Below are 26,716 nucleotides of genomic sequence, written 5' to 3'. Positions count from 1 at the left end.
ATATTAGACACAATTTAATAGTTATTTTTAGCAGTCCCCTCCAACAATATGCTACAATGCTACATGATGGAGGGGTTTTTATTGGAAACAATTCAAGAAGCGTATCTTTATATGTTAAAAGTAGAACGTCAATTTTCCGAACATACACTAAAGTCATATTATGACGATATTGTGCAATTCAATTCATTTTTAGAGCAAGAATATTTGAATTTAAATACGTTTGAATATAAAGACGCAAGAAACTTTTTAAGTTTTTTATATTCAAAAAACTTGAAAAGAACTACAGTTTCGCGTAAAATTTCAACGCTGAGAAGTTTTTATGAATACTGGATGACACAAGATGAGACAGTTGTGAATCCATTTGTTCAGCTTGTACACCCTAAAAAAGAACAATATTTACCCCACTTTTTTTATGAAGAAGAAATGGAAGCATTATTTCAAACCGTTTCGACTGATGTTAAAAAAGGTATGAGAGACAGGGTGATATTAGAATTACTATATGCCACAGGTATTCGTGTATCAGAATTGGTAAATATTAAAATACAAGACTTAGATATGCAGACACCAGGAGTTAAGGTGTTAGGAAAAGGTCATAAAGAACGATTTGTACCTTTTGGTGAGTTTTGTAGACAAAGTATTGAAGTTTACTTGCAGGAATTTAAACCTAAACTAAATAGTAATCATGACTTTTTATTAGTTAATATGAATGGGGCACCTATTACTGAGCGTGGTGTACGTTATGTATTAAATGATGTGGTAAAAAGAACGGCAGGAGTTACAGAAATACATCCCCACAAATTACGTCATACATTCGCGACGCATATGCTTAATCAAGGTGCTGATTTGAGAACTGTACAATCGTTATTAGGACATGTAAACCTGTCAACGACGGGACGATATACTCACGTATCTAATGAGCAATTAAAGAAAGTATATTTAAATGCACATCCACGTGCAAAAAAGGAGAGTTAACAATGAGCACTTCATTACATGCAACAACAATTTATGCTGTGCAACACAATGGTCATTCTGCTATGGCCGGAGATGGACAAGTGACTTTGGGAGAACAAGTAATTATGAAGCAAACTGCTAGAAAAGTAAGAAGATTATACGATGGTAAAGTTCTTGCTGGTTTTGCTGGTAGTGTGGCAGATGCTTTTACATTATTTGAAAAATTTGAGACTAAACTCCAACAATTTAGTGGTAATTTAGAACGTGCTGCTGTGGAATTAGCTCAAGAGTGGCGTGGAGATAAACAATTGAGACAATTAGAAGCTATGTTAATCGTCATGGATAAAACTTCTATTCTTGTTGTGAGTGGTACTGGTGAAGTTATTGCTCCAGATGACGATTTAATCGCAATTGGCTCAGGTGGGAATTATGCTTTGAGTGCGGGAAGAGCTTTAAAACGCCATGCAACTCATATGTCAGCTAAGGAAATGGCCTATGAAAGTCTAAAAGTTGCATCTGACATTTGTGTATTTACGAATGACCAAATTATAGTAGAAGAATTATAGTCATAGTTGTTTAACGTAAAAAAAATCAGAATTACATGAAATTTGAAATTAATTCTAAAGTAATTCGTTGTTATAACATCAATTTTTGTGTTTAGAAGATGGAGGGAATCATTACTATGGATGATAATGGAATTAAATTAACGCCGAAAGATATAGTATCAAAATTAGATGAATATATTGTCGGTCAACATGATGCCAAACGAAAAGTAGCCATAGCATTGCGCAATCGTTATAGAAGGAGCTTGCTTTCAGACGAGGAAAAACAAGAAATTGCACCTAAAAATATTTTAATGATTGGACCAACAGGTGTTGGGAAAACAGAAATTGCCCGTCGAATGGCTAAAATTGTAGGCGCACCTTTTATTAAAGTTGAAGCAACAAAATTCACAGAAGTAGGTTATGTTGGTCGTGATGTTGAAAGTATGGTTAGAGATTTAGTTGATGTTGCTATTCGTTTAGTTAAAGAACAAAAGAAATTATTAGTTAAAGACGAAGCTGAACAAAAAGCTAATGATAAACTAGTGAAACTGCTTGTTCCGAGTATGAAGAAGAAAGCAAGTCAAACATCTAATCCGTTAGAATCACTATTTGGTGGTGCCATGTCAAACTTTGGTCAAAATAACGAAGAAGAAGAGGAACCACCTACAGAAGAAATTAAAACTAAAAGATCTGAAATTAAAAGTGAACTGTTGAAAGGTAAACTTGAAGAAGAAAAAGTTAGAATTAAAGTTGAACAAGATCCAGGTGCCATGGGTATGCTTGGTACTAACCAAAATCAGCAAATGCAAGATATGATGAATCAACTTATGCCTAAGAAAAAAGTAGAACGAGAAGTTCCGGTTAAAACAGCACGTAAAATTCTTGCAGATGAATTTGCAGATGAGCTCATTGACCAAGAAACTGCGAATCAAGAAGCGATTAATTTAGCAGAACAAATGGGTATCATTTTTATTGATGAAATCGATAAAGTGGCAACAAGTAACCAAAATTCTGGTCAAGATGTTTCACGTCAAGGTGTACAACGCGATATTTTACCGATTGTTGAGGGTGGCATGGTTCAAACTAAATATGGTACTGTAAGCACGGAGCATATGCTGTTTATAGGTGCCGGAGCCTTTCACGTATCTAAACCAAGTGATTTAATTCCTGAATTACAAGGTAGATTTCCAATTCGTGTTGAATTAGAGAGTTTATCAGTATCTGACTTTGTGAGCATATTAACTGAGCCTAAGTTATCACTTATCAAACAGTATGAAGCATTATTACAAACAGAAGATGTGACAGTGAATTTCACAACAGATGCAGTTCAACGATTAGCGGAAATTGCTTATCAAGTAAATCAAGATACAGATAATATTGGAGCTAGACGTTTACACACTATCTTAGAAAAAATGTTAGAAGATTTATCGTATGAAGCACCAAATATGCCAAACGCTGTTGTAGATATTACACCACAATATGTAGACGATAAATTAAAATCTATTTCAACTAATAAAGATTTAAGTGCATTTATTTTATAATTCAAATTAAAAAGGAGCAGCAATAATGAGTCTATTATTAAAAACAAGAGAGCTTAATACACTTTTACAAAAGCATAAAGGTATTGCAGTTGATTTTAAGGATATGGCGCAAACAATTAGTAGCGTTACAGTGACAAATGTATTTATCGTATCTAGAAAAGGGAAAATATTAGGATCAAGTTTAAATGAACTATTAAAAAACGAACGTATTATTCAAATGCTTGAAAATCGTCACATCCCTACAGAGTATACAGACAAATTAATGGATGTAAAAGAAACTCAATCTAATATCGATATTGCTAACGTATTAACAGTATTCCCACCAGAAAACCAAGAGTTATTTGCACAAAGTAAAACAACTATTTTCCCAATCTTAGGTGGGGGAGAACGTTTAGGTACACTTGTACTTGGACGTGTACAAGATGACTTCTCAGAAAATGATTTAGTCTTAGGTGAATATGCAGCGACAGTAATCGGTATGGAAATTCTACGTGAAAAACATAACGAAGTAGAACAAGAAGCTAGAGACAAAGCTGCAATTAATATGGCGATAAATTCTTTATCTTACTCAGAGAGTGAAGCTATCGATCATATCTTTGAAGAGCTTGGAGGCAAAGAAGGATTATTAATCGCTTCTAAAGTAGCTGATCGTGTAGGTATTACTAGATCAGTAATTGTAAATGCGTTAAGAAAACTTGAAAGTGCCGGAGTTATAGAGTCTCGTTCTTTAGGAATGAAAGGGACATTTATCAAAGTTAAGAAAGAAAAGTTCTTAGATGAACTATCGCGCTTTAAATAATTAAGACTAAAAACGACGTAATATTTTACAATGCGTCGTTTTTAATTTGAAAATCTTTAATATTATTTTATTGCTTTATATATTTTCTTATGATATATTTAATAACGGCTAAAGAGCCAATACGCACATAAACAGTAGAAGTATAAAGGGTGCGCTGTTAATACGTCGTGTTTATACGAGCTGTTTATGGAGGTAAAAACCAATAGGAGGATTTTAATTATGGCAGTAATTTCAATGAAACAATTACTAGAAGCAGGTGTTCATTTCGGTCATCAAACACGCCGTTGGAACCCTAAAATGAAAAGATACATTTTCACTGAAAGAAATGGTATCTACATTATCGATTTACAAAAAACAGTGAAAAAAGTTGAAGAAGCTTATAACTTCATCAAGCAAATCTCTGAAGATGGTGGACGTGTACTATTTGTTGGTACTAAAAAACAAGCACAAGAATCAGTTAAAGCTGAAGCAGAACGTGCTGGTCAATTTTACGTAAACCAAAGATGGTTAGGTGGTATTTTAACTAACTATAAAACAATTTCTAAACGTATCAAACGTATTTCTGAAATTGAAAAAATGGAAGAAGATGGCTTGTTCGAAGTATTACCTAAAAAAGAAGTAGTAGAACTTAAAAAAGAATATGACCGCTTAAACAAATTCTTAGGTGGTATTCGTGATATGAAATCTATGCCTCAAGCATTATTTGTTGTTGACCCTCGTAAAGAGCGTAACGCAATTGCTGAAGCACGTAAACTTAACATCCCAATCGTAGGTATCGTGGATACAAACTGTGATCCTGACGAAATCGATTACGTTATCCCAGCAAACGATGATGCTATCCGTGCCGTTAAATTATTAACTGGTAAAATGGCAGATGCAGTCTTAGAAGGTCAACAAGGTGTATCTAATGAAGAAGTAGCAGCTGAACAAAATATTGATTTAGAAGAATCAAAAGAAGAAGCTACTGAATCAGCATCAACTGAAGAAGACACTTCTGTTGAATCAAACTAAGAATAATGTAAAATGGGTGATAAGATAATGAAGCTTATCACCTTTTTTTAAAAATAAATATTATAATTCATGAAATAATGGAGGAATTCGAAATGGCAATTTCAGCTAAACTTGTTAAAGAATTACGTGAAAAAACTGGCGCTGGTATGATGGACTGTAAAAAAGCGTTAACTGAAACTGATGGAGATATTGATAAAGCAATTGATTACTTACGTGAAAAAGGTATCTCTAAAGCAGCTAAAAAAGCTGATCGTATCGCAGCAGAAGGCTTAGTACATGTAGAAGTTAAAGGAAACGATGCAGCAATCGTTGAAATTAACTCAGAAACTGACTTTGTTGCTCGTAACGAAGGTTTCCAAGCATTAGTTAAAGAAGTTGCTACACAAGTACTTGAAACAAAAGTTGATTCTGTAGAAGCTTTACTTGAAACTAAATTAGCTGATGGTAAATCAGTAGATGAGCGCATGAAAGAATCAATTGCTACAATTGGAGAAAAATTAAGCATTCGTCGTTTCGCAATGAAAACTAAAACTGATAACGATGCTTTCGGTAGTTACAAACATATGGGCGGACGTATTGGTGTGCTTACAGTTGTTGAAGGTACAACAGACGAAGAAGCTGCTAAAGATGTTGCTATGCATATCGCAGCTATTAACCCTAAATATGTTTCATCTGAACAAGTTAATGAAGATGAAATTGCTCACGAAAGAGATGTATTAAAACAACAAGCATTAAATGAAGGTAAACCAGAAAATATCGTTGAAAAAATGGTAGAAGGTCGTTTACGTAAATATTTACAAGAAATTTGTGCTGTAGACCAAAACTTCGTAAAAGATCCAGATCAAACAGTTGAAGCTTACTTAAAATCTAAAGGTGGAAAACTTGTTGACTTCGTACGTTATGAAGTAGGCGAAGGTATGGAAAAACGTGAAGAAAACTTTGCTGATGAAGTTAAAGGGCAAATGAAATAATCTTTCATAATGTTGAACAAGAAAGAAGACACCTTTTGTGCCTCCGTATAAAAGACAACCTTTTGTATTGGAAGACCTATTGTGTCTTCTTTACTTGTATCAATTACATATCATTACAATAGAGAGGATAAGACAATGGCTGAAACTTCAAAATACAAACGTGTTGTTTTAAAATTAAGTGGAGAAGCACTTGCAGGTGATAAGGGTAGTGGTATTAACCCTATGATAATTAAAAGTGTTGCGAGTCAAGTTGCTGAAGTTGCAAAGATGGATTGTGAAATCGCTGTAATTGTAGGTGGAGGTAATATTTGGAGAGGTAAAACAGGTGCCGATTTAGGAATGGACCGTGGTACGGCTGATTATATGGGTATGTTAGCTACAGTAATGAATGCATTAGCATTACAAGATAGTTTAGAACAACTAGAGTGTGATACTCGAGTACTTACATCTATCGAAATGAAACAAGTAGCAGAACCATATATTCGTAGACGTGCGATTAGACACCTAGAGAAAAAGAGAGTAGTCATTTTTGCTGCTGGTATTGGTAATCCATATTTCTCTACAGATACAACAGCGGCATTGCGTGCAGCTGAAGTAGAAGCTGATGTAATTTTAATGGGTAAAAATAATGTTGATGGTGTTTATTCTGCAGATCCGAAAATCGACAAAGATGCGATTAAATACGAACATTTAACACATATCCAAATGTTACAAGAAGGGTTACAAGTAATGGATTCAACTGCTTCTTCTTTCTGTATGGATAATAATATTCCATTAAATGTCTTCTCAATTATGGAAGAAGGAAACATTAAACGTGCTGTAATGGGCGAGAAAATAGGAACATTAATTACAAAATAATTTGAGGTGTAAAAAATGAGTGACATAATTAACGACACTAAAAGTAAGATGACAAAGACTATAGACAGTTTTTCTAGAGAATTAGCTAACATTAGTGCAGGTAGAGCCAACTCAAATCTACTAAATGGTGTAACTGTAGATTATTACGGAGCGGCAACACCAGTTCAACAATTAGCGAGTATCAATGTACCAGAAGCACGTTTATTAGTTATTTCACCTTATGATAAATCATCAGTTGCAGATGTAGAAAAAGCAATCATCGCTGCTAATTTAGGTGTAAATCCTTCAAGTGATGGTGAAGTAATCCGAATTTCAGTTCCAGCTTTAACTGAAGAACGACGTAAAGAGTTAGTTAAAGAAGTTAAAAAAATCGCTGAAAATGCGAAAGTTGCTATTCGTAACGTGCGTCGTGACTCAAACGACTTCTTGAAAAAACAAGAAAAAGATGGCGATATCACTGAAGATGATTTAAGATCACAAACAGATGATGTTCAAAAATTAACTGATGATTCTATTAAAGAAGTTGACAGACTGTTAGAAGAAAAAGAAAACGATATTATGTCAGTATAATCATGGTTATTACTGTACCGATGACGATTTGTTCATGCATAAGTTAGTATACGTATTTGAAACTAGCATGTGTAATAATGCTTTCATACAAGTGTAGAGAGTATTATGTTATATATGGACTGTATCAAATCAGACTTTGGTACAGTTTTTTATTTGTTTATGCAACGTACTTATTTATTATGATAAAATGGTAGATAATTGTATAAATAAGCTATTATAATATACAGAGATGACCATGCTCGGAGGAAATACCATGTTTAAAAATCTTAAAAATAAGAAGAAATCACAGTCAATTCAAGAACATAGTGATTCAGACTTACATAATATACCAGAACATATTGCGATTATTATGGATGGTAATGGTCGTTGGGCAAAAAAACGAAAATTACCACGTATTAAAGGCCACTATGAGGGCATGCAAACAGTAAAGAAAATTACTAAAGCCGCAAGTGATATGGGAATTAAGTATTTAACACTTTATGCGTTTTCGACAGAGAATTGGTCAAGACCTGAAAGTGAAGTTAATTATATTATGAATTTGCCTGTAAACTTTTTGAAAACATTTTTGCCTGAATTAATCGAAAACAATGTTAAAGTAGAAACAATTGGATTCATCGATAATTTACCTTCTTCAACATTAAAAGCCATTGATAAGGCGAAAGAAGATACGAAAAATAATACGGGCATGAAATTAATTTTTGCAATTAATTATGGCGGACGCGCGGAAATTGTGCATAGTGTGAAATCACTATACGAACAGTTGTCAAAAAAACAAGCATGTGCTGAAGACATTACTGAAGCATTAATTTCAGAATATTTATTTACTAATAAGTATCCAGATCCTGACTTATTAATTAGAACATCTGGAGAACAACGTATTAGTAATTTTTTAATTTGGCAAGTGTCATATAGTGAATTTATATTTAATGAGAAACTGTGGCCAGATTTTGATAAAAATGAATTAGAAAATTGTATAAAAATTTATCAGTCACGCCAGAGACGTTTTGGTGGGCTATAAAAGATAGGAGAATAGTATGAAAGTTAGAACTTTAACTGCGATAGTTGCCCTTATTGTCTTTCTACCTATACTACTAAAGGGTGGATTCATACTGATGTTGTTTTCGTATTTGCTTGCTTTTATTGGATTAAAAGAATTGTTGAATATGAATATGATTAAGTTTTTATCAGTTCCTGGTATCATATGTGCACTAGGTATATTAATTATTATGTTGCCGCAAGATGCTGGCACGTGGGTCAATGACTTTCAATTAAAATCTTTAATTGCGATTAGTTTTATACTTTTAAGTTATACAGTATTATCTAAAAACAGATTCAGCTTTATGGATGCAGCTTTCTGTTTGATGTCAGTGGCATACGTAGGAATAGGTTTTATGTATTTGTATGAAACTCGCTCTGAAGGATTACACTTCATATTGTTTGCATTTTTAGTTGTGTGGTTAACTGATACTGGTGCATATATTTTTGGACGCTTAATGGGCAAGCATAAATTATGGCCTGTAATTAGCCCTAACAAAACGATAGAAGGATTTATTGGTGGATTATTCTGTAGTTTATTGGTGCCATTAATAATGATTTTATTTGTGGATTTTCAAACTGTAACATGGTTATTACTGATAATCACAATTATCTTAAGTGCATTTGGACAATTAGGTGATTTAGTAGAATCAGGATTCAAACGCCACTTTGGTGTAAAAGATTCTGGTAGATTGTTACCAGGACATGGTGGGATATTAGATCGTTTTGATAGCTTTATGTTTGTATTACCACTCGTTAACATTTTATTGATACAAGTGTAGGAGTTAATGAAATAGTTCAAGTTAAATGATCTGCACTCGTATGGAAATAAAATTGAATAATGTTTATAAAGTTGTAGCGAAGGAGTTAATGAGGTAAAATAACTAACAGTCATTGTAAAGTTATTTTATTTCTTAACTCCTTTTAACAAGGTGAAATTTAATAGTCACTGATTCATAGTAAAGTACTTTTATGTTAGTGTGAAAATTGCTTAACTAATGAAGTGTTATAATAATATTCATGTGTATAACATGATACAATTACTGTTCAACTTGAATGATTTAGACAGGTTGTAACACACATTTAAACATAATCTTAAATAAAAATACGAGGTGTAGTTAATTTGAGTTTCTTAGTAACGATATTTGCATTTATTGTCGTTTTTGGTGTACTCGTATCTGTTCATGAGTATGGACATATGTTTTTCGCTAAAAGAGCGGGTATTATGTGTCCTGAATTTGCCATAGGTATGGGGCCGAAAATTTTTAGTTTTAGAAAAAATGAAACATTATATACGATTAGATTATTGCCGGTTGGTGGTTATGTTCGTATGGCTGGAGATGGTTTAGAAGAACCGCCAGTCCAACCTGGTATGCATGTTAAAATAAAAACAAATGAGCAAGATGAAATTACGCACATTATTTTAGATGACCAACACAAGTTTCAACAAATCGAAGCGTTAGAAGTAAAACAGTGCGATTTTAAAGCTGGCATGTTTATTGAAGGTGTCACTGCACATGATCAAGAACGTCATCATTTTAATATTGCGAAAAAAGCTTATTTTGTGGAACATGGAAGTTTAATTCAAATTGCGCCACGTAATCGTCAATTCACATATAAAAAGCCATATCAAAAATTCCTTACACTATTTGCTGGGCCACTTTTCAATTTCTTGCTTACTTTAGCATTGTTTATTGGACTTGCCTATTATCAAGGAACACCAACCAATACAGTAGATAATGTACAAGGGAATTCACCAGCCGATAAAGCTGGCTTGCAAAGTGACGATACAATTGTAAAGATTGGTAGTCATAATATAGATGATAAAAGTGATATAGATGAGGCATTGCAAGACAATAAAGACAAAACAACACAACTTACCATTAAACGAGATGGTAAAACCGAAAATTTAAATATAAAACCAAAGAAAATAGAACAGCAATTAACAAAAACTAAAACAGAAACACGATATATTTTAGGTTTTGAATCTCAAACAGAACATACAATATTTAAGCCGATACTGTCAGGAATTACACAATCTGTAGAAGCTGGTAAATTGATATTTACTGCGATTGTAAGTATGATAGCAAGTATTTTTACAGGTAATTTCTCATTCGACATGTTAAATGGTCCGGTAGGTATTTATCACTCGGTAGATTCAGTGGTGAAAACTGGTATTATTAATTTAATTTCATGGACTGCATTATTAAGTGTTAACTTAGGTTTAATGAACTTGTTACCAATTCCGGCGTTAGATGGTGGCCGAATTTTATTTGTTATTTATGAAGCTATTTTTAGAAAACCTGTAAATAAAAAAGCTGAAACAACGATCGTAGCTATTGGCGCAGTCTTTGTTTTAATAATTATGGTATTAGTAACGTGGAATGATATACAACGTTATTTCTTATAAGATTAGGAGGAGCAATTAAATGAAACAATCTAAAGTTTTTATACCAACAATGAAAGAAGTACCTGCTGGTGCAGATGCATTAAGCCATCGTTTATTGTTGAAAGCTGGACTAATAAAACAAAGCACAAGTGGTATTTATAGCTATTTACCATTAGCGGCACGCGTATTAAATAATATTGAAACAATTGTGCGTGAGGAAATGGAAGCTATCGATGCAGTTGAAATTTTAATGCCAGCATTACAACAAGCGGAATTATGGGAAGAATCAGGTCGTTGGGGGTCTTACGGTCCAGAATTGATGCGTTTAACAGACCGTCATGGTAGAGAATTTGCCTTAGGACCTACGCATGAAGAAGTCGTAACATCGATTGTGCGAGATGAACTGAAATCTTATAAGCAATTACCATTAACATTATTCCAAATTCAATCTAAATTTAGAGATGAAAAGAGACCTAGATTTGGGTTATTACGTGGCCGTGAATTTATTATGAAAGATGCTTATTCATTCCATGCAGATGAAGCATCACTAGAAACAACATATCAGGATATGTCACAAGCATATACAAATATATTCCGTCGAGTAGGCTTAAACGTCCGTCCAGTAGTAGCTGATTCTGGTGCTATCGGTGGTAGCCATACACATGAATTTATGGCGTTGAGTGATATTGGAGAGGATACGATTGTTTACAGTGAAACAACAGACTATGCTGCCAACATTGAAAAAGCAGAAGTAGCTTATGTACCGAATGTTAAACACGATGATGTTAAAGAGTTAACAAAAATCGAGACACCTAATGTTCACACTGCTCAAGAGTTAGCTGATTTCTTAAATAAACCATTAGATGAAATTACAAAATCAATGATTTTCAAAGTTGATGGTGAATTTATCATGGTGTTAGTAAGAGGTCATCACGAAATAAATGATGTGAAACTAAAAGCTTACTTTGAAACAGATCACATTGACTTAGCGACACAAGCTGAAATTGTAAATTTACTTGGTGCTAATCCTGGTTCATTAGGTCCGATTTTTGAAAAAGATATTAAAATTTATGCAGATAACGCATTACAAGATTTAAATAATATTGTAGTCGGTGCCAATGAAGATGGTTACCATTTACTAAACGCTAATGTCGATAGAGATTTCACTGTAGAAAATTATGGGGACTTCAGATTTATTCTTGAAGGTGAATCATTAGCAAACGATGCTGGTATTGCAAAATTTGCAGAAGGCATTGAAGTAGGACAAGTGTTTAAATTGGGTACAAAATATTCTGAAGCAATGAATGCAACATTTTTAGATAACCAAGGCAGAGCACAACCATTATTAATGGGTTGTTACGGTATTGGAGTGTCTCGTACGTTGAGTGCAGCTGTTGAGCAAAATAATGATGATAGTGGTATTATCTGGCCAAAAGCAATAGCACCTTTTGATATACACGTCATAACATTGAATCCGAAAAAAGATGAACAACGTGAATTGGGTGACCAATTGTATGATGACTTACGTCAATCTTTTGATGTGTTATATGATGATCGTAAAGAACGTGCGGGTGTTAAATTTAATGATGCTGATTTAATTGGACTTCCAGTTAGAGTAGTCGTTGGTAAAAATGCGGCAGAAGGTATTGTCGAAGTAAAACGTCGTGACACTGGCGAAAGTGAAGATGTAGCTGTGTCTGAATTGGTAGATTATGTTACAGCATTGTATGCTCAAGTAAAATAAAACAGAAGCAAAACATACTAATTTTTGCTATAATATATAACGTATTTTAAATGTTCGAAAGTAAATGCATCATTGTAACTGTACAATGGTGCATTTATTATAGTTATAAATGCTAAATGTAGAGGTTTAATTATAAAAGTGTAATATAAAGTAAGGTGGTTTTCGTCATGACAATGACAAATCAGGAAAAATTTAGAATCCTAGCTGACCAAATAAAAATTGCAAACCAACTTGATTCTACTATCCTAGAAAATGGTGAATTAAAAAGGATAGATGTGTCATCAAAGAATAGGACATGGGAATTTCAAATTGCGTTGCCACATTTTTTATCCATTGAAGATTATCTGTTATTTACGAATGCTATAACTGAAGAATTTAAAACAATAGCCGATGTTAGATGGAGTTTTGAAATTACAGATACGTCACAACAAGATGAATATGTATTGAAGTATTTCAGTCATTGTATCGACCAAACACAACTTTCTCCAAAAGTAAAAGGACAGCTTAAGCAAAAACGTTTAATTATGTCAGGCGATGCTATTAAAGTTATGTGCCAAAATGATGTGGAACGTAACCATTTTGATAAAGCATGTAATGGTAGTTTAGTTAAAGCATTAAAAACATGTGGTTTTAACATTAATAAAGTGATATTTGAAACCGATAATGTCAGTACGGAAGATGATTTAGCTTCATTAGAAGCACATATACAAGAAGAAGATGAGAAAAGTGCTAAGGAAGCCACTGAAAAACTTGAAAAAATGAAAGCTGAAAAAGCCAAACAGCAAGATAATAATGAAAGTGCTGTAAGTAAGTGTCAAATAGGAAAACCAATTCAAGTTGAAAATGTGAGACCTATAGAATCGATTATTGAAGAAGAATTCAAAGTTGCTATTGAAGGTGTTATTTTTGATATTAACTTAAAAGAGTTAAAAAGTGGACGACATATTGTCGAATTAAAAGTAACAGATTACACAGATTCATTAGTATTAAAAATGTTCACACGTAAAAATAAAGATGATTTAGCACACTTCAAGGCATTAAGTGTAGGTAAATGGGTTAGAGCACAAGGTCGTATTGAAGAAGATACTTTTGTGCGTGACTTAGTGATGATGATGGCAGATATTGAAGAAATAAAAAAAGCATCAAAACAAGATAAAGCAGAAGACAAAAGAGTTGAGTTTCATCTACATACAGCAATGAGTCAAATGGATGGCATCCCTAATATTGGATCTTACGTAGAACAGGCTGCTAAATGGGGGCATAAAGCAATTGCTGTTACAGACCATAACGTAGTTCAAGCATTTCCAGATGCACATAATGCAGCTGAAAAGAATGGAATTAAAATGATTTATGGTATGGAAGGTATGTTAGTCGACGATGGTGTACCAATTGCCTATAAACCAACGGATAGAAATTTAAAAGACGCTACGTATGTGGTATTTGACGTTGAGACGACTGGATTATCAAACCAATACGATAAAATTATTGAACTTGCTGCGGTGAAAGTGCATGATGGTGAAATAATTGATAAATTTGAACGCTTTAGTAATCCACATGAGCGTTTATCAGAAACTATTAAAAATTTAACTCATATATCTGATGACATGTTAGTCGATGCGCCAGAAGCGGATGAAGTATTAACAGAATTTAAAGAATGGGTCGGAGATGCTATATTTGTAGCTCATAATGCATCATTTGATATGGGCTTTATCGACACAGGATATGAGCGTGCTGGATTAGGTGCATCAACAAATGGTGTTATTGATACGTTAGAGCTATCCAGAACAATTAATACCGAATACGGTAAACATGGATTGAATTTCTTAGCTAAAAAATACGGCGTAGAATTAACACAGCACCATAGAGCAATTTATGATACCGAAGCAACAGCATACATTTTCATTAAAATGTTGAAACAGTTAGAGTCACTGAATGTATCGAATCATCAAGATATTAATAAATCATTATCAAATGAAGATGCATATAAACGTGCACGTCCAAATCATGTAACATTAATTGTACAAAACCAAGAAGGTTTGAAAAATTTATTTAAAATTGTTAGCGCGTCATTGGTACAGTACTATTACAGAACGCCTCGTATACCGCGTTCTTTATTAGATGAACACCGTGAAGGCTTGTTAGTAGGTTCAGCATGTGATGAAGGTGAAATTTTTACTGCAGTTATGCAAAAAGATCAATCACAAGTGGAAAAAATTGCTAAATACTATGATTTTATTGAAATGCAACCACCTGCACTATATCAAGATCTAATTGATCGAGAATTGATAAGAGATAATAATACTTTACACGAAATATATGAACGTCTTATTCAAGCAGGTGCTGCGGCTAACATACCAGTGATTGCGACAGGTAATGCGCATTATTTATACGAACATGATGCCATCGCACGTAAAATTTTAATTGCCGCTCAACCTGGTAACCCATTAAATCGTTCGACACTACCGGAGGCGCACTTTAGAACTACAGATGAAATGCTTGATGAATTCCATTTTCTAGGTGAAGAAAAAGCTTATGAAGTAGTTGTAGCGAATACTAACGCACTCGCAGATCGTATTGAGCGTGTCGTACCTATTAAAGATGAACTTTATACGCCACGTATGGACGGTGCAAATGAAGAAATTCGCGAAATGAGTTATGGCAATGCTAAAGCGTTATATGGTGAGGATTTACCACAAATAGTTATCGACCGTTTAGAAAAAGAGCTAGCGAGTATTATCGGTAACGGTTTCTCAGTGATTTACTTAATTTCACAACGGTTAGTGAAAAAATCATTGGATGATGGCTATCTTGTAGGTTCTCGTGGTTCTGTAGGTTCAAGCTTTGTTGCTACTATGACAGAAATTACCGAAGTAAACCCATTACCACCTCATTATATTTGTCCTAAATGTAAAACAAGTGAATTCTTTAATGATGGTTCTGTAGGTTCTGGTTTTGATTTACCAGATAAATCTTGTGAAACATGTGGTAGCGAGTTAATTAAAGAAGGACAAGATATTCCATTTGAAACATTTTTAGGTTTTAAAGGCGACAAAGTACCTGATATTGACCTTAACTTCAGTGGTGAATATCAACCAGAGGCACATAACTACACTAAAGTGTTATTTGGTGAAGATAAAGTGTTCCGTGCGGGTACGATAGGTACTGTAGCTGAAAAAACAGCTTTTGGTTTTGTAAAAGGATTTTTAAATGACCAAGGCATCCATAAACGAGGTGCAGAAGTTGATCGTTTAGTAAAAGGATGTACTGGTGTTAAGCGTACAACTGGGCAACATCCAGGTGGTATTATCGTAGTGCCTGATTATATGGATATTTATGATTTTACACCGGTGCAATATCCAGCTGATGATCAATCATCTTCATGGATGACAACACATTTTGATTTCCATTCGATACACGATAATGTATTGAAGTTAGATATTTTAGGACACGATGATCCAACGATGATTCGTATGTTACAAGATTTATCAGGTATTGATCCAAAAACAATACCAGTAGACGATAAAGCAACTATGGGTATATTTAGTTCTCCTGAGCCTTTAGGTGTAACAGAAGATGAAATATTATGTAAAACAGGAACTTTCGGTGTACCAGAGTTTGGTACAGGATTTGTTAGACAAATGTTAGAAGACACAAAACCTACTTCTTTTTCAGAATTAGTTAGAATTTCTGGACTATCCCATGGTACTGACGTGTGGTTAGGTAATGCACAAGATCTTATTAGATCAGGAACATGTGATTTATCCAGCGTTATTTGTTGTCGTGATGATATTATGGTGTATTTAATGTATAACGGCTTAGAGCCATCATTAGCCTTTAAAACAATGGAGTTTGTGCGTAAAGGTAAAGGTTTAACAGATGACATGGTAGAGGCTATGGTAGATAACGAAGTACCAGATTGGTATTTAGATTCATGTCGTAAAATTAAATACATGTTCCCGAAAGCTCACGCAGCTGCATATGTATTAATGGCGGTAAGAATTGCTTACTTTAAAGTACATCATCCATTATTTTATTATGCAAGCTACTTTACAGTAAGAGCTTCTGACTTTGATTTAATTTCTATGATTAAAGATAAAGAAGGTATCAGAAATACGGTTAAAGATATGTATAGTCGATATATGGACTTAGGAAAAAAAGAAAAAGACACACTAACAGTATTAGAAATAATGAATGAAATGGCACAACGTGGCTATAGAATGCAACCTATCAGCTTAGAGAAAAGTAAAGCTTTCGAGTTTGTTATAGAAGAAGATAGTTTAATTCCTCCATTTATTTCGGTACCAGGATTAGGTGAGAATGTTGCGAAACGAATCGTAGATGCACGTGAAGAAGGTCCATTTTTATCGAAGGAAGATTTAAACAAAAAAGCCGGTTTATCACAAAAAGTTATTGACTACCTTGATGAATTAGGTTCATTACCAAATTTACCAGATAAAGCACAACTATCAATTTTTGATATGTAAAATTAAGCATGTATGAAGAAAATAAAGTTAAGCTAAATATTTATGTAAGATATGTAAATATACACTTCAGCTCAACGTTAATACGAGCTTGCATATATACTTATTTGTGCCCATCATGAACATATGGTATAATATATTTGTTAAAAGATTAGACTCAGGCAGGAAGAGTGGGCTTATTACCCGCTCTTTTCTATTTGCCAAAAAAGGAGGTCAGCATGAGTAAAATAATTCAACAAGTTGAAGCATTGATTCAACCTGTATTAACTGACTTAAATTATGAATTAGTGGACGTTGAGTTTACAAAAGAAGGTAAAGATCATTTTTTAAGAGTGTCAATCGATAAAGAAGGCGGCGTAGACTTAAATGATTGTACGTTAGCATCTGAAAAAATAAGTGAAGTTATGGATGAAAATGATCCAATTCAACAAATGTATTATTTAGATGTTGCTTCACCAGGAGCCGAAAGACCAATTAAAAATGAACAAGATTTCCAAAACGCTGTGAATAAACCTATTTTTGTCTCATTGTATGCACCAATCGAAAGTGAAAAAGAATGGTTAGGTACATTACAAGCTGTCAACGAGGAACATATAGTTATGGAAGTTAAAGATAAAGCAAAAACTAAAAATATTGAAATTCCAAGAAACAAAATTGCTAAAGCACGTCATTCTGTAATGCTTTAAGTGATTAGGAGGGGACAAAGTGTCAAGTAACGAGTTATTGTTAGCTACTGAATATTTAGAAAAAGAGAAAAAGATTCCAAGAGAAGTGCTGATTGATGCAATTGAAGCAGCTTTAATTACTGCTTATAAAAAGAACTATGATAGTGCGCGAAATGTTCGTGTTGAATTAAATATGGACGAAGGCGTATTTAAAGTTATAGCGCGCAAAGAAGTTGTTGAGGAAGTATTCGATGATCGTGACGAAATCGATTTAAGCACAGCACTTGTTAAAAACCCAGCGTATGAATTAGGTGATATATATGAAGAAGATGTGACACCTAATGACTTTGGACGTGTGGGCGCACAAGCTGCAAAACAAGCAGTTATGCAACGTTTAAGAGATGCAGAGCGCGAAATTTTATATGATGAATTTATCGATAAAGAAGAAGACATTGTTACTGGTCTAATCGATAGAGTAGATCATCGTTATGTGTATGTTAATTTAGGACGCACTGAAGCAGTACTTTCAGAAGCTGAAAGAAGTCCTAATGAAAAATACATTCCTAATGAGAGAATTAAAGTCTTCGTTAACAAAGTAGAACAAACAACAAAAGGACCTCAAATATATGTGTCTAGAAGTCATCCAGGCTTACTAAAACGTTTATTTGAACAAGAAGTACCAGAAATATTTGATGGCACAGTAGTTGTTAAATCAGTCGCACGTGAAGCGGGTGACCGTTCAAAAATTAGTGTGCACTCAGATAATCCAGACATTGATGCTGTAGGTGCTTGTGTAGGTTCTAAAGGTGCACGTGTAGAAGCAGTAGTTGAAGAGCTTGGTGGCGAAAAAATTGATATAGTGCAGTGGAATGAAGATCCAAAAGTTTTCGTTCAAAATGCGTTAAGTCCATCACAAGTGCTTGAAGTTATTGTAGATACTGAAAACCAATCAACAATAGTTGTAGTACCAGATTATCAACTATCATTAGCAATTGGTAAGCGTGGACAAAATGCACGTTTAGCAGCTAAATTAACTGGTTGGAAAATTGATATCAAATCTGAAAGTGACGCACGTGAAGCAGGTGTATATCCTCATGTTGCAACAGATGAAGATGAGGCAATTGCTGAAGAGGATACATTGTCATTATCTGAAGAAGCAGATGTAGCAATTGAACAAGATATAGACGCAACACCAGACGACGAAGAACAAGAAAAATAATTGGGGTGATTACTTTATGAAAAAGAAAAAAATTCCAATGCGTAAATGTATACTATCCAATGAAATGCACCCGAAAACTGACATGATTAGAGTGGTAATTAATAAAGATAATGAAATCTTCGCTGATGCTACAGGTAAAAAACCGGGACGCGGTGCATATGTTTCTAAAAATGTCCAACAAGTTGAAGAAGCACAGCAAAAAGGTGTATTAGAAAAATACTTTAAAGCTGATGCTGACACTTTAGCACCAGTATACCAAGAAATTATTCGATTGATTTATCGTGAAGAGATTCCAAAATGAATAAAGAAAATATCGTGAATTTTTTAGGATTAGCTATGCGTGCAGGCAAAGTAAAAACAGGTGAAGCTGTAGTTCTTAATGAAATAAAAAAGAACAAAGTTAAGCTTGTTATTATTGCTTCAGATGCTTCTGACAATACTACAAAAGTAGTGCAAAATAAATGTGAAAGTTACCATATATCATTTCGAATATTTGGAACTAGAACGGAATTAGGACAAGCTATAGGAAAATCTGACCGTGTGCACATCGGTATTACTGATCAGGGTTTTGCTAAAAAGCTATTGTCTATGATAGAAGAATATCGTAAGGAGTGACTATATGAGTAAACAAAGAATTTACGAATATGCTAAAGAATTAAATTTAAAAAGTAAAGATGTAATTGATGAATTAAAAAAAATGAATGTGGAAGTATCAAACCACATGCAAGCATTAGAAGACGATCAAATTGCCCAATTAAACAAGAAGTTTAAACCGAGCACTCAATCGAATAATAAAGCTAATGCGTCAAAAGCTGACAAACCAGCTCAAAATAATCAAAAACAACAGCAAAAAAATAACCAAAAACCTAATAAAAACAAAAAGCAACAGAACAAAAAGAATAATGGTAAACAAAATAAAAAACAACAACGTGACAGTCAACCAGAAGTAAAAGAAATTCCAGCTAAAATAACTTATCAAGATGGTATTACTGTTGGTGAATTAGCAGAAAAAATAAATGTAGATTCTTCTGAAATAGTTAAAAAATTATTCTTACTTGGCATTATGGCCAACATTAATCAATCATTAGATGAAGAAACACTTGAATTAATTGTTGATGATTATGGTGTTGAAATTGAAAAAGAGATAGTTATTAATGAAGAAGATTTATCAATTTATTTTGATGATGAAGAAGACGATGAAGATGCAATTGAAAGACCGGCTGTTGTTACAATTATGGGTCATGTTGACCATGGTAAAACGACTTTATTAGATTCAATTCGTCACACGAAAGTAACTGCTGGTGAAGCTGGTGGCATAACTCAGCATATTGGTGCTTATCAAATCGAAAATGATGGCAAGAAAATCACATTTTTAGATACACCAGGTCACGCAGCCTTTACGACGATGCGTGCACGTGGTGCTCAAGTTACGGATATTACTATTTTAGTAGTTGCTGCTGATGATGGTGTAATGCCACAAACAATTGAAGCTATTAATCACGCCAAAGAAGCAAATGTTCCAACAATTGTCGCAGTAAATAAAGTTGATAAGCCGACTGCTAATCCGGATCGTGTGATGCAGGAATTAACAGAATATGGTTTAGTACCTGAAGACTGGGGCGGCGATACGATTTTCGTACCACTTTCAGCATTAAGTGGTGATGGTATCGATAGTTTATTAGAAATGATAGTTTTAGTGTCAGAAGTACAAGAATTAAAAGCTAATCCTGATAAACGCGCAGTAGGAACTGTTATTGAAGCTGAGTTAGATAAATCACGTGGACCTTCTGCTTCTCTACTAGTACAAAATGGTACATTAAATGTTGGAGATTCAATTGTTGTTGGAAATACGTATGGTAGAATTCGTGCAATGGTCAATGATTTAGGTCAACGAATTAAATCAGCTGGACCATCAACACCAGTAGAAATTACAGGTATTAATGATGTGCCACAAGCAGGAGATCGTTTTGTTATTTTCTCAGATGAAAAACAAGCACGTCGTATTGGTGAAGCACGTCATGAAGAAAATATTTTACAACAACGTCAAGAAAGTAAAAATGTATCACTAGATAATTTATTCGAACAAATGAAACAAGGTGAGATGAAAGACCTGAATGTTATCATCAAAGGTGATGTTCAAGGTTCCGTAGAAGCACTTGCAGCATCATTGATGAAAATCGATGTTGAAGGCGTAAATGTACGTATTATTCACACTGCAGTAGGTGCGATTAATGAATCAGACGTAACATTAGCAAATGCTTCAAACGGTATCATTATCGGTTTTAATGTTCGTCCAGATACAGGTGCGAAACGTTCAGCAGAAGCTGAAAACGTAGATATGCGTTTACACCGAGTTATATACACAGTTATCGAAGAAATAGAATCTGCCATGAAAGGTATGCTTGATCCAGAATTCGAAGAACAAGTAATCGGACAAGCAGAAGTTCGTCAAACATTCAAAGTATCAAAAGTAGGTACAATTGCTGGTAGTTATGTTACCGATGGCAAAATCACTCGAAATGCAGGCGTTCGTGTCATCAGAGACGGTGTCGTACAATTTGAAGGTGAATTAGACACACTTAAACGTTATAAAGATGATGTTAAAGAAGTGGCACAAGGATACGAATGTGGTATCACAATTGAAAAATATAATGACCTTAAAGAAGGCGACATTATAGAAGCCTATGAGATGGTAGAAATAAAAAGATAACTTAGATAATGAAAAAATACACTTCTGGTTGTTTAAGAAGTGTATTTTTTCGTTAAAAAGGAATAGTTAATGATCGATTGACAATAAGTGTCTAGGCAATCGTTTAAACTTGTAAGTGAAAATGTGATGGAGGAATTTATATGACAACTAAGCAGTTAAATAATTTAAATCACTTTTGGAAACAATATCTTGCAAATTATAACAATGAGTACAGTGAGAAGACTTTGAATTTAATTGCTGACAATAATGACATTACTGCATTTTTACATCCTGAAGACCTAGAGTATTTTAAATCGCAATTTGGCAATGATTTTACAACTATTCCTAGATTTGAAAAAATGATAAATTTTGCAAATAATAAAATTTTCGTTGATAAGCAGCGACACAATATATTACTAAAAGACAAGCCGATTAATCCAATGATTCCTCAACCTTATTTTGGTAATCCAAAGAAAGCTGACATTATTATTTTAAATAAACAACCTGAAAATGACTTTCGCACAGACAATCCGTTAGTTGACGGTGAACGTAAAATCCGCTTGAGAAATCGTATTTTGCAAGATTTGCGCGGAAATGAGCTGGGATTTGATGAGAAAAAATTTCTACCATATGAAGATCAACACATATGGTTTATGAAATACTTTTACAGTGAATCCTCTATTTTAAAACAATTTAATATAGATCCAAACAGACTTATGTTATTTAACTATTTTCCGTATCAAACCAGTTACCAAGCCGGTGTGCCTAAAGAATTCTTAACACTAAGTGGACATACCTTACCTTCACAACGTAAAATTGGTGAATTATTTGCGAATATGGTAAGAGATGGTCGTAAGAGAATATTTATTGTACGTGAAGAAGAATTTTGGACTTCTAACTTTATAAAAGTATTTACACCTGAAGAATGTCAAATGTTAATAGATAATATGTTTGTTTTTGCTTCAAAACAAAACAAGTATTTAACATTAGGTAATATTTTAAGTTATAGAGAGCAGTTGGAAAAATTAAAACAAAAAAGGACATTGTCAAAAAGTGATTTTTATAAGTGGAAACAACATTTAAAAGAAGATCGCTTAATGGGTAAATCAGATATTTATCAAGCATTAAATAATTTTTAGACTAAAGGGGCGTCTGTACTGACGTCCCTTTATTTAACGTCTGATTTATGATGAATAGTGTGCTAAAGCAGCTGTTAAATGGTTGATATACGCCTCTTTATAATTTTGAGGGCTAATAATTTTAATCTTTTGAGGAAACCGTTTAGCTACAGATAGACATTCTATTTGCGACATAATAACTTCAGCAGTTTTAAAATTTTCGGTGGAATCGTAGTCAAGGATAACATATTCATTTTGTAAACAATGCCATAAGCTATTGTCACATTGAATTGTCACTATATTAGTAAGTTGCATAATGGAAATATCGTAAGATGTAGTAGTTGAAGTTAATTTGACAATATCACTAAAACGTATAGAACTTATTGTGGAGTTATAAATGTATGTCAGCCAATAATTGTCGTCGATATAATGTATGTATAACGGACTGACATAAATTGTAGTATTTTGGGATGTATGAATGTTTATATTAAATTTATTATTGATACATTGGGTTGCTTCAATTAATGTTTCTGAAAATATCTTGTTCTTACTCACCTGAAAATTATTAAGTAAATTATGTATATACCATTTATGATGCTGATTGGATAAAGAATATTGTTTTAAAAATCGATAACTTTCTTCTTGTATAAAGGGTAATGTTTCTTTCATTTGGTATAATAAGGCAATTATCATTTGCTTTCTAATTTTGATAGGTATCGTTTGTAAACTATGCATTGCTGTTGTGGTGTCATATGCTACTTTAGCTTTTTGATCAACCCAAGTGTCATCTTCGAAAATAAAATTATTTATATCACTAAAATCTCTTTGGATTGAACGTTCATTTACGTTTAATTTATGTGCTAACTCACTTTTGTTCAACTTCATTCCATGTAATAAACGAGTATATATGTATAAAACTCTTTCTGTTTTCTCCAACCAATTACTCCTCCCAATAATATTTTGAGCTTTTAAATTATACCACACTTAATTTATTTGGAATATAGTTTTTGTATTTAAAGTTATTTTACATTTTTATAAATAACATAACTTTATTGATATGAAATTGTGGTAAGTTAAAATTGTGATATAACAGTTAAGCAATAAAATTAAACAGTTAGGAAGTTAAATCGTTTTGAAAATCTTAATTTTATGTAACTTTATTACATGATTTAACAGTTAGGAATAAAAATAGTGCTTAACTGTATATATATATAGTACGATATAAATTTTTAGGTGATAGATTTTTACTATGCAAAAGTAAGATTTTATTAAACGAGTTAAATAATGGAGAAATAAGGTTTGACGTTAAAGATTGAACTATCTTATAATTTGAAGTAAGTAGACTATCTCATGAGTATATGCGAGGTGATATTAATGAATATGAGAGCAGAACGTGTCGGAGAACAAATGAAACAAGAAATCATGGACATCGTTAACAATAAAGTGAAAGATCCACGTATCGGATTCTTAACAATTACAGATGTGGAAGTAACGAATGACTTATCCATAGCAAAAGTGTACTTAACTGTATTAGGAAACGATAAACAAGTAGATGATACTTTTAAAGGTCTTGAAAAAGCAAAAGGCTTTATAAAATCTGAGTTAGGTTCAAGAATGAGATTACGTATAATACCTGAATTAAACTTTGAATATGATGAATCTATAGATTACGGTAATAAAATTGAACGTATGATACAAGATTTGCATAAAAAAGATTAATGGTGGGCTGGGACATAAATCAGTAGTGATTTGGAGTTCCAGCTTTTTCAATATTTAAAGCTAGTTGAAATAGAAAGTAAAGGACGTAGTGTATATGTATAATGGTGTATTGCCAGTATTTAAAGCTCGTGGCTTAACTAGTCATGATGTGGTTTTTAAATTGCGGAAAATTTTAGGCACGAAAAAAATTGGACACACTGGAACGCTTGACCCAGAAGTTTCAGGTGTCTTACCAATTTGCATTGGACCTGCAACTAAAGTCAGTGATTATATTATGGATATGGGCAAGACTTATCGTGCTACTGTATCAATTGGACGAAGTACTACGACTGAAGATCAAACAGGGGATATTTTAACTGAACAGCAAGTGGATACAACAATGATTACTACAGCAAAAATTGACGCAGTTCTCAAAGCCTTTGAAGGCACAATTACGCAAATTCCGCCGATGTATTCTTCAGTTAAAGTGAACGGCAAAAAACTATACGAATATGCACGTAACAATGAAGAAGTTGAGCGACCACAAAGACAAGTGGAGATATATGATATAATGAGATTGAGTGATTTAACATTTGACCAAGCACAATGTCATTTTGATATTCGAGTGTCATGTGGCAAAGGTACTTACATACGAACTTTAGCCACAGACATAGGTAAAGCATTAGATTTACCAGCGCATATGTCATTGTTAACGAGAATCAATAGTGGTGGTTTTGATATTGACGAGAGTATGACTTTGGAAACAATAGCGGAATTGCATGAGCAAGAAGCGTTACAAGATAAACTCTTTCCTATAGAATATGGTTTAAAAGGGTTGCAGGCCATTAATGTATCGTCTGAGAAACTAAAATCACAAATTCTAAATGGTCAAAAATTTGCGAAACAAACTTTTGAAGAAGTAATTGATGATACTGTTGTGATGATAGATAGTGCTACAAAAAAAGCACTTGCAATCTATGTACCGCACCCTACCAAATCAGATGAAATAAAACCTAAGAAAGTTTTTAACTAAAGGAGATATACACATGAAAGTGATAGAAGTGACTCATCCAATTCAAGCAGACCAATATATCACAGAGCCAGTAGCAATGGCATTTGGCTTTTTTGATGGTATGCATAAAGGACATGCTAAAGTATTCGAAACGTTGCAACAAAAAGCAGAAGCAAACAATTTGAAAAAAGCTGTCATGACTTTTGATCCCCATCCTTCAGTTGTGTTAAATCCTGAAAAGAAACGTACTGATTATTTAACACCAATAGATGATAAGATTGAAATAATGGATGAATACGGCATTGATTATTGTATTGTTATCAATTTTTCATCAAAATTTGCTGATGTGCTTGCTGAAACATTTGTTGAGGAATACGTTTTAAAAAACAATGTAAAACAAATTATTGCAGGCTTCGATTTTACTTTTGGTAAATTTGGTAAGGGCAATATGATGACTTTAGACCAATTAGAGCAATGTGAAACAACTATTGTCAGTAAACAAGAAATAGAATCAGAAAAAATTTCGACAACAGAAATTCGCAAAGCTTTAAAAGAAGGAAACTTACAAAAGGCAAATAATGAATTGGGCTATCACTATCGCATTAAAGGAACAGTTGTACAAGGCGAAAAAAGAGGTAGAACTATAGGCTTCCCAACAGCCAATATTCAGCCTAGTGGTGATTATGTGTTACCTAAAAAAGGGGTTTACGCTGTTAGTATGAATATTGGGGCTAGTGATAAATATTATCGTGGAGTTGCAAATGTTGGTGTGAAACCAACATTTCATGACCCATCAAAAGCACAAATAGTTATAGAAGTGAATTTGTTTGATTTTAAAGAGGATATCTATGGTGAACGAGTGACTGTTTACTGGCATCATTTTTTACGTCCAGAAGTGAAATTTGATGGTATCGATCCACTAGTAGAACAAATGCACAAAGATAAAGATCAAGCAAAATATTTATTAGCTGTTGATTTTGGTGATGATATATCATATAATATTTAAGTCGAATGTAATTATTTACATTGCAATCCTTTCTCTTGGCAAGTCGAAACTCCGACGCTTTGCTCGGATTGAGGTGTATAGTTTAAATTAAAAGGAGGAAATTGATATGGCAATTTCACAAGAACGTAAAAATGAATTAATTAAAGAATATCGTACACACGAAGCGGACACTGGTTCTCCAGAAGTTCAAATCGCTGTATTAACTGCTGAAATTAACGCTTTAAATACACACTTACGTACGCATAACAAAGACCACCATTCACGTCGTGGTTTATTGAAAATGGTAGGTCGTCGTAGACACTTATTAAACTATTTACGTGGTAAAGATATCCAACGTTACCGTGAATTAATTAAATCATTAGGTATCCGTCGTTAATCTTTTGACGTATGCAAAAGGGAAAGAACCAAAAGGTC

At 33.5% G+C, this 26,716-nt stretch carries 24 protein-coding genes; 23 read left to right on the top strand and 1 reads right to left on the bottom strand.

All coding sequences use genetic code 11. The annotated features are described in order from the left end of the window. The first annotated feature begins 81 nt into the window (after positions 1 to 81). The 19 genes from xerC (at position 82) to CD036_RS02945 (ending at position 22,607) form a co-directional block, all read left to right on the top strand. Positions 82 to 972 carry a tyrosine recombinase XerC gene (xerC, locus tag CD036_RS03035; protein WP_002510978.1) on the top strand — a complete coding sequence of 297 codons (891 nt, stop codon included), beginning with the start codon at positions 82 to 84 and terminating at the stop codon, positions 970 to 972. Positions 973 to 974: 2 nt separating this feature from the next. Then, positions 975 to 1,517 (top strand): ATP-dependent protease subunit HslV, encoded by a 543-nt coding sequence (gene hslV / locus CD036_RS03030; RefSeq protein ID WP_002510979.1) that lies wholly within the window; start codon positions 975 to 977, stop codon positions 1,515 to 1,517. 116 nt (positions 1,518 to 1,633) lie between these two features. Continuing rightward, positions 1,634 to 3,037, top strand: coding sequence for an ATP-dependent protease ATPase subunit HslU (hslU, locus tag CD036_RS03025; protein WP_103387951.1), 1,404 nt, complete (start codon positions 1,634 to 1,636; stop codon positions 3,035 to 3,037). Between the two features lie 25 nt (positions 3,038 to 3,062). Further along, positions 3,063 to 3,836 carry a GTP-sensing pleiotropic transcriptional regulator CodY gene (gene codY / locus CD036_RS03020; RefSeq protein WP_103387950.1) on the top strand — a complete coding sequence of 258 codons (774 nt, stop codon included), beginning with the start codon at positions 3,063 to 3,065 and terminating at the stop codon, positions 3,834 to 3,836. A gap of 219 nt (positions 3,837 to 4,055) precedes the next feature. After that, entirely contained in the window at positions 4,056 to 4,847 is a 792-nt protein-coding gene (rpsB, locus tag CD036_RS03015; protein ID WP_021458857.1) for a 30S ribosomal protein S2, read from the top strand. 92 nt (positions 4,848 to 4,939) lie between these two features. Beyond that, on the top strand, positions 4,940 to 5,818 hold the full coding sequence (gene tsf, locus CD036_RS03010) for a translation elongation factor Ts (RefSeq protein WP_002510982.1): 879 nt from the start codon (positions 4,940 to 4,942) through the stop codon (positions 5,816 to 5,818). 135 nt (positions 5,819 to 5,953) lie between these two features. After that, positions 5,954 to 6,676 carry a UMP kinase gene (gene pyrH / locus CD036_RS03005; RefSeq protein ID WP_002510983.1) on the top strand — a complete coding sequence of 241 codons (723 nt, stop codon included), beginning with the start codon at positions 5,954 to 5,956 and terminating at the stop codon, positions 6,674 to 6,676. A 15-nt stretch (positions 6,677 to 6,691) separates the two neighbouring features. Further along, entirely contained in the window at positions 6,692 to 7,246 is a 555-nt protein-coding gene (gene frr / locus CD036_RS03000; RefSeq protein WP_103387949.1) for a ribosome recycling factor, read from the top strand. A 253-nt stretch (positions 7,247 to 7,499) separates the two neighbouring features. Beyond that, positions 7,500 to 8,264 (top strand): undecaprenyl pyrophosphate synthase, encoded by a 765-nt coding sequence (gene uppS, locus CD036_RS02995; RefSeq protein ID WP_103387948.1) that lies wholly within the window; start codon positions 7,500 to 7,502, stop codon positions 8,262 to 8,264. A 16-nt stretch (positions 8,265 to 8,280) separates the two neighbouring features. Beyond that, complete coding sequence (locus CD036_RS02990; protein ID WP_031266489.1) at positions 8,281 to 9,063, top strand: phosphatidate cytidylyltransferase; 783 nt, start codon at positions 8,281 to 8,283, stop codon at positions 9,061 to 9,063. Positions 9,064 to 9,404: 341 nt separating this feature from the next. Further along, positions 9,405 to 10,691, top strand: a complete 1,287-nt coding sequence (gene rseP, locus CD036_RS02985; protein ID WP_021458855.1) for an RIP metalloprotease RseP — start codon at positions 9,405 to 9,407, stop codon at positions 10,689 to 10,691. A gap of 19 nt (positions 10,692 to 10,710) precedes the next feature. Beyond that, on the top strand, positions 10,711 to 12,414 hold the full coding sequence (locus CD036_RS02980) for a proline--tRNA ligase (protein WP_002510988.1): 1,704 nt from the start codon (positions 10,711 to 10,713) through the stop codon (positions 12,412 to 12,414). Between the two features lie 167 nt (positions 12,415 to 12,581). Then, entirely contained in the window at positions 12,582 to 16,898 is a 4,317-nt protein-coding gene (locus tag CD036_RS02975; RefSeq protein ID WP_103387947.1) for a PolC-type DNA polymerase III, read from the top strand. Between the two features lie 215 nt (positions 16,899 to 17,113). Beyond that, positions 17,114 to 17,581: a ribosome maturation factor RimP gene (gene rimP / locus CD036_RS02970; protein ID WP_103387946.1), complete on the top strand. Its 468-nt coding sequence runs from the start codon at positions 17,114 to 17,116 to the stop codon at positions 17,579 to 17,581. A 19-nt stretch (positions 17,582 to 17,600) separates the two neighbouring features. Beyond that, positions 17,601 to 18,779: a transcription termination factor NusA gene (gene nusA, locus CD036_RS02965; protein ID WP_103387945.1), complete on the top strand. Its 1,179-nt coding sequence runs from the start codon at positions 17,601 to 17,603 to the stop codon at positions 18,777 to 18,779. A gap of 16 nt (positions 18,780 to 18,795) precedes the next feature. Then, a complete protein-coding gene (gene rnpM, locus CD036_RS02960) occupies positions 18,796 to 19,080 on the top strand; it encodes an RNase P modulator RnpM (protein ID WP_002510991.1) in 285 nt (94 codons plus the stop codon). Next, the gene (locus CD036_RS02955) at positions 19,077 to 19,394 is read left to right on the top strand and encodes a L7Ae/L30e/S12e/Gadd45 family ribosomal protein (protein WP_002510992.1); all 318 of its coding nucleotides are present in this window, start codon (positions 19,077 to 19,079) and stop codon (positions 19,392 to 19,394) included. The genes rnpM and CD036_RS02955 overlap by 4 nt, the downstream gene beginning before the upstream one ends. 4 nt (positions 19,395 to 19,398) lie before the next feature. Continuing rightward, positions 19,399 to 21,489: a translation initiation factor IF-2 gene (infB, locus tag CD036_RS02950; protein WP_002510993.1), complete on the top strand. Its 2,091-nt coding sequence runs from the start codon at positions 19,399 to 19,401 to the stop codon at positions 21,487 to 21,489. A gap of 140 nt (positions 21,490 to 21,629) precedes the next feature. Then, complete coding sequence (locus CD036_RS02945) at positions 21,630 to 22,607, top strand: hypothetical protein (protein ID WP_103387944.1); 978 nt, start codon at positions 21,630 to 21,632, stop codon at positions 22,605 to 22,607. A gap of 45 nt (positions 22,608 to 22,652) precedes the next feature. Here CD036_RS02945 and CD036_RS02940 read toward each other — a convergent pair whose 3' ends face one another. Then, a complete protein-coding gene (locus CD036_RS02940; protein WP_103387943.1) occupies positions 22,653 to 23,522 on the bottom strand; it encodes a hypothetical protein in 870 nt (289 codons plus the stop codon). A gap of 414 nt (positions 23,523 to 23,936) precedes the next feature. Between CD036_RS02940 and rbfA the strand changes: the two genes are divergently transcribed. From rbfA to rpsO, 4 genes are all read left to right on the top strand, one after another. Next, positions 23,937 to 24,305: a 30S ribosome-binding factor RbfA gene (gene rbfA, locus CD036_RS02935; protein ID WP_172604821.1), complete on the top strand. Its 369-nt coding sequence runs from the start codon at positions 23,937 to 23,939 to the stop codon at positions 24,303 to 24,305. A gap of 94 nt (positions 24,306 to 24,399) precedes the next feature. Then, positions 24,400 to 25,317, top strand: coding sequence for a tRNA pseudouridine(55) synthase TruB (gene truB, locus CD036_RS02930; RefSeq protein ID WP_021458848.1), 918 nt, complete (start codon positions 24,400 to 24,402; stop codon positions 25,315 to 25,317). 13 nt (positions 25,318 to 25,330) lie between these two features. After that, entirely contained in the window at positions 25,331 to 26,302 is a 972-nt protein-coding gene (locus CD036_RS02925) for a bifunctional riboflavin kinase/FAD synthetase (RefSeq protein WP_002510998.1), read from the top strand. A 106-nt stretch (positions 26,303 to 26,408) separates the two neighbouring features. Beyond that, positions 26,409 to 26,678 carry a 30S ribosomal protein S15 gene (gene rpsO / locus CD036_RS02920; protein ID WP_002510999.1) on the top strand — a complete coding sequence of 90 codons (270 nt, stop codon included), beginning with the start codon at positions 26,409 to 26,411 and terminating at the stop codon, positions 26,676 to 26,678. Positions 26,679 to 26,716: the final 38 nt, after the last annotated feature.

The organism is Staphylococcus arlettae, from assembly GCF_002902345.1.
Taxonomy (GTDB): Bacteria; Bacillota; Bacilli; order Staphylococcales; family Staphylococcaceae; genus Staphylococcus; species Staphylococcus arlettae.
The sequence above is the reverse complement of the archived record's forward strand: the minus strand, read 5'-3'. Positions and strand labels throughout refer to the sequence as shown.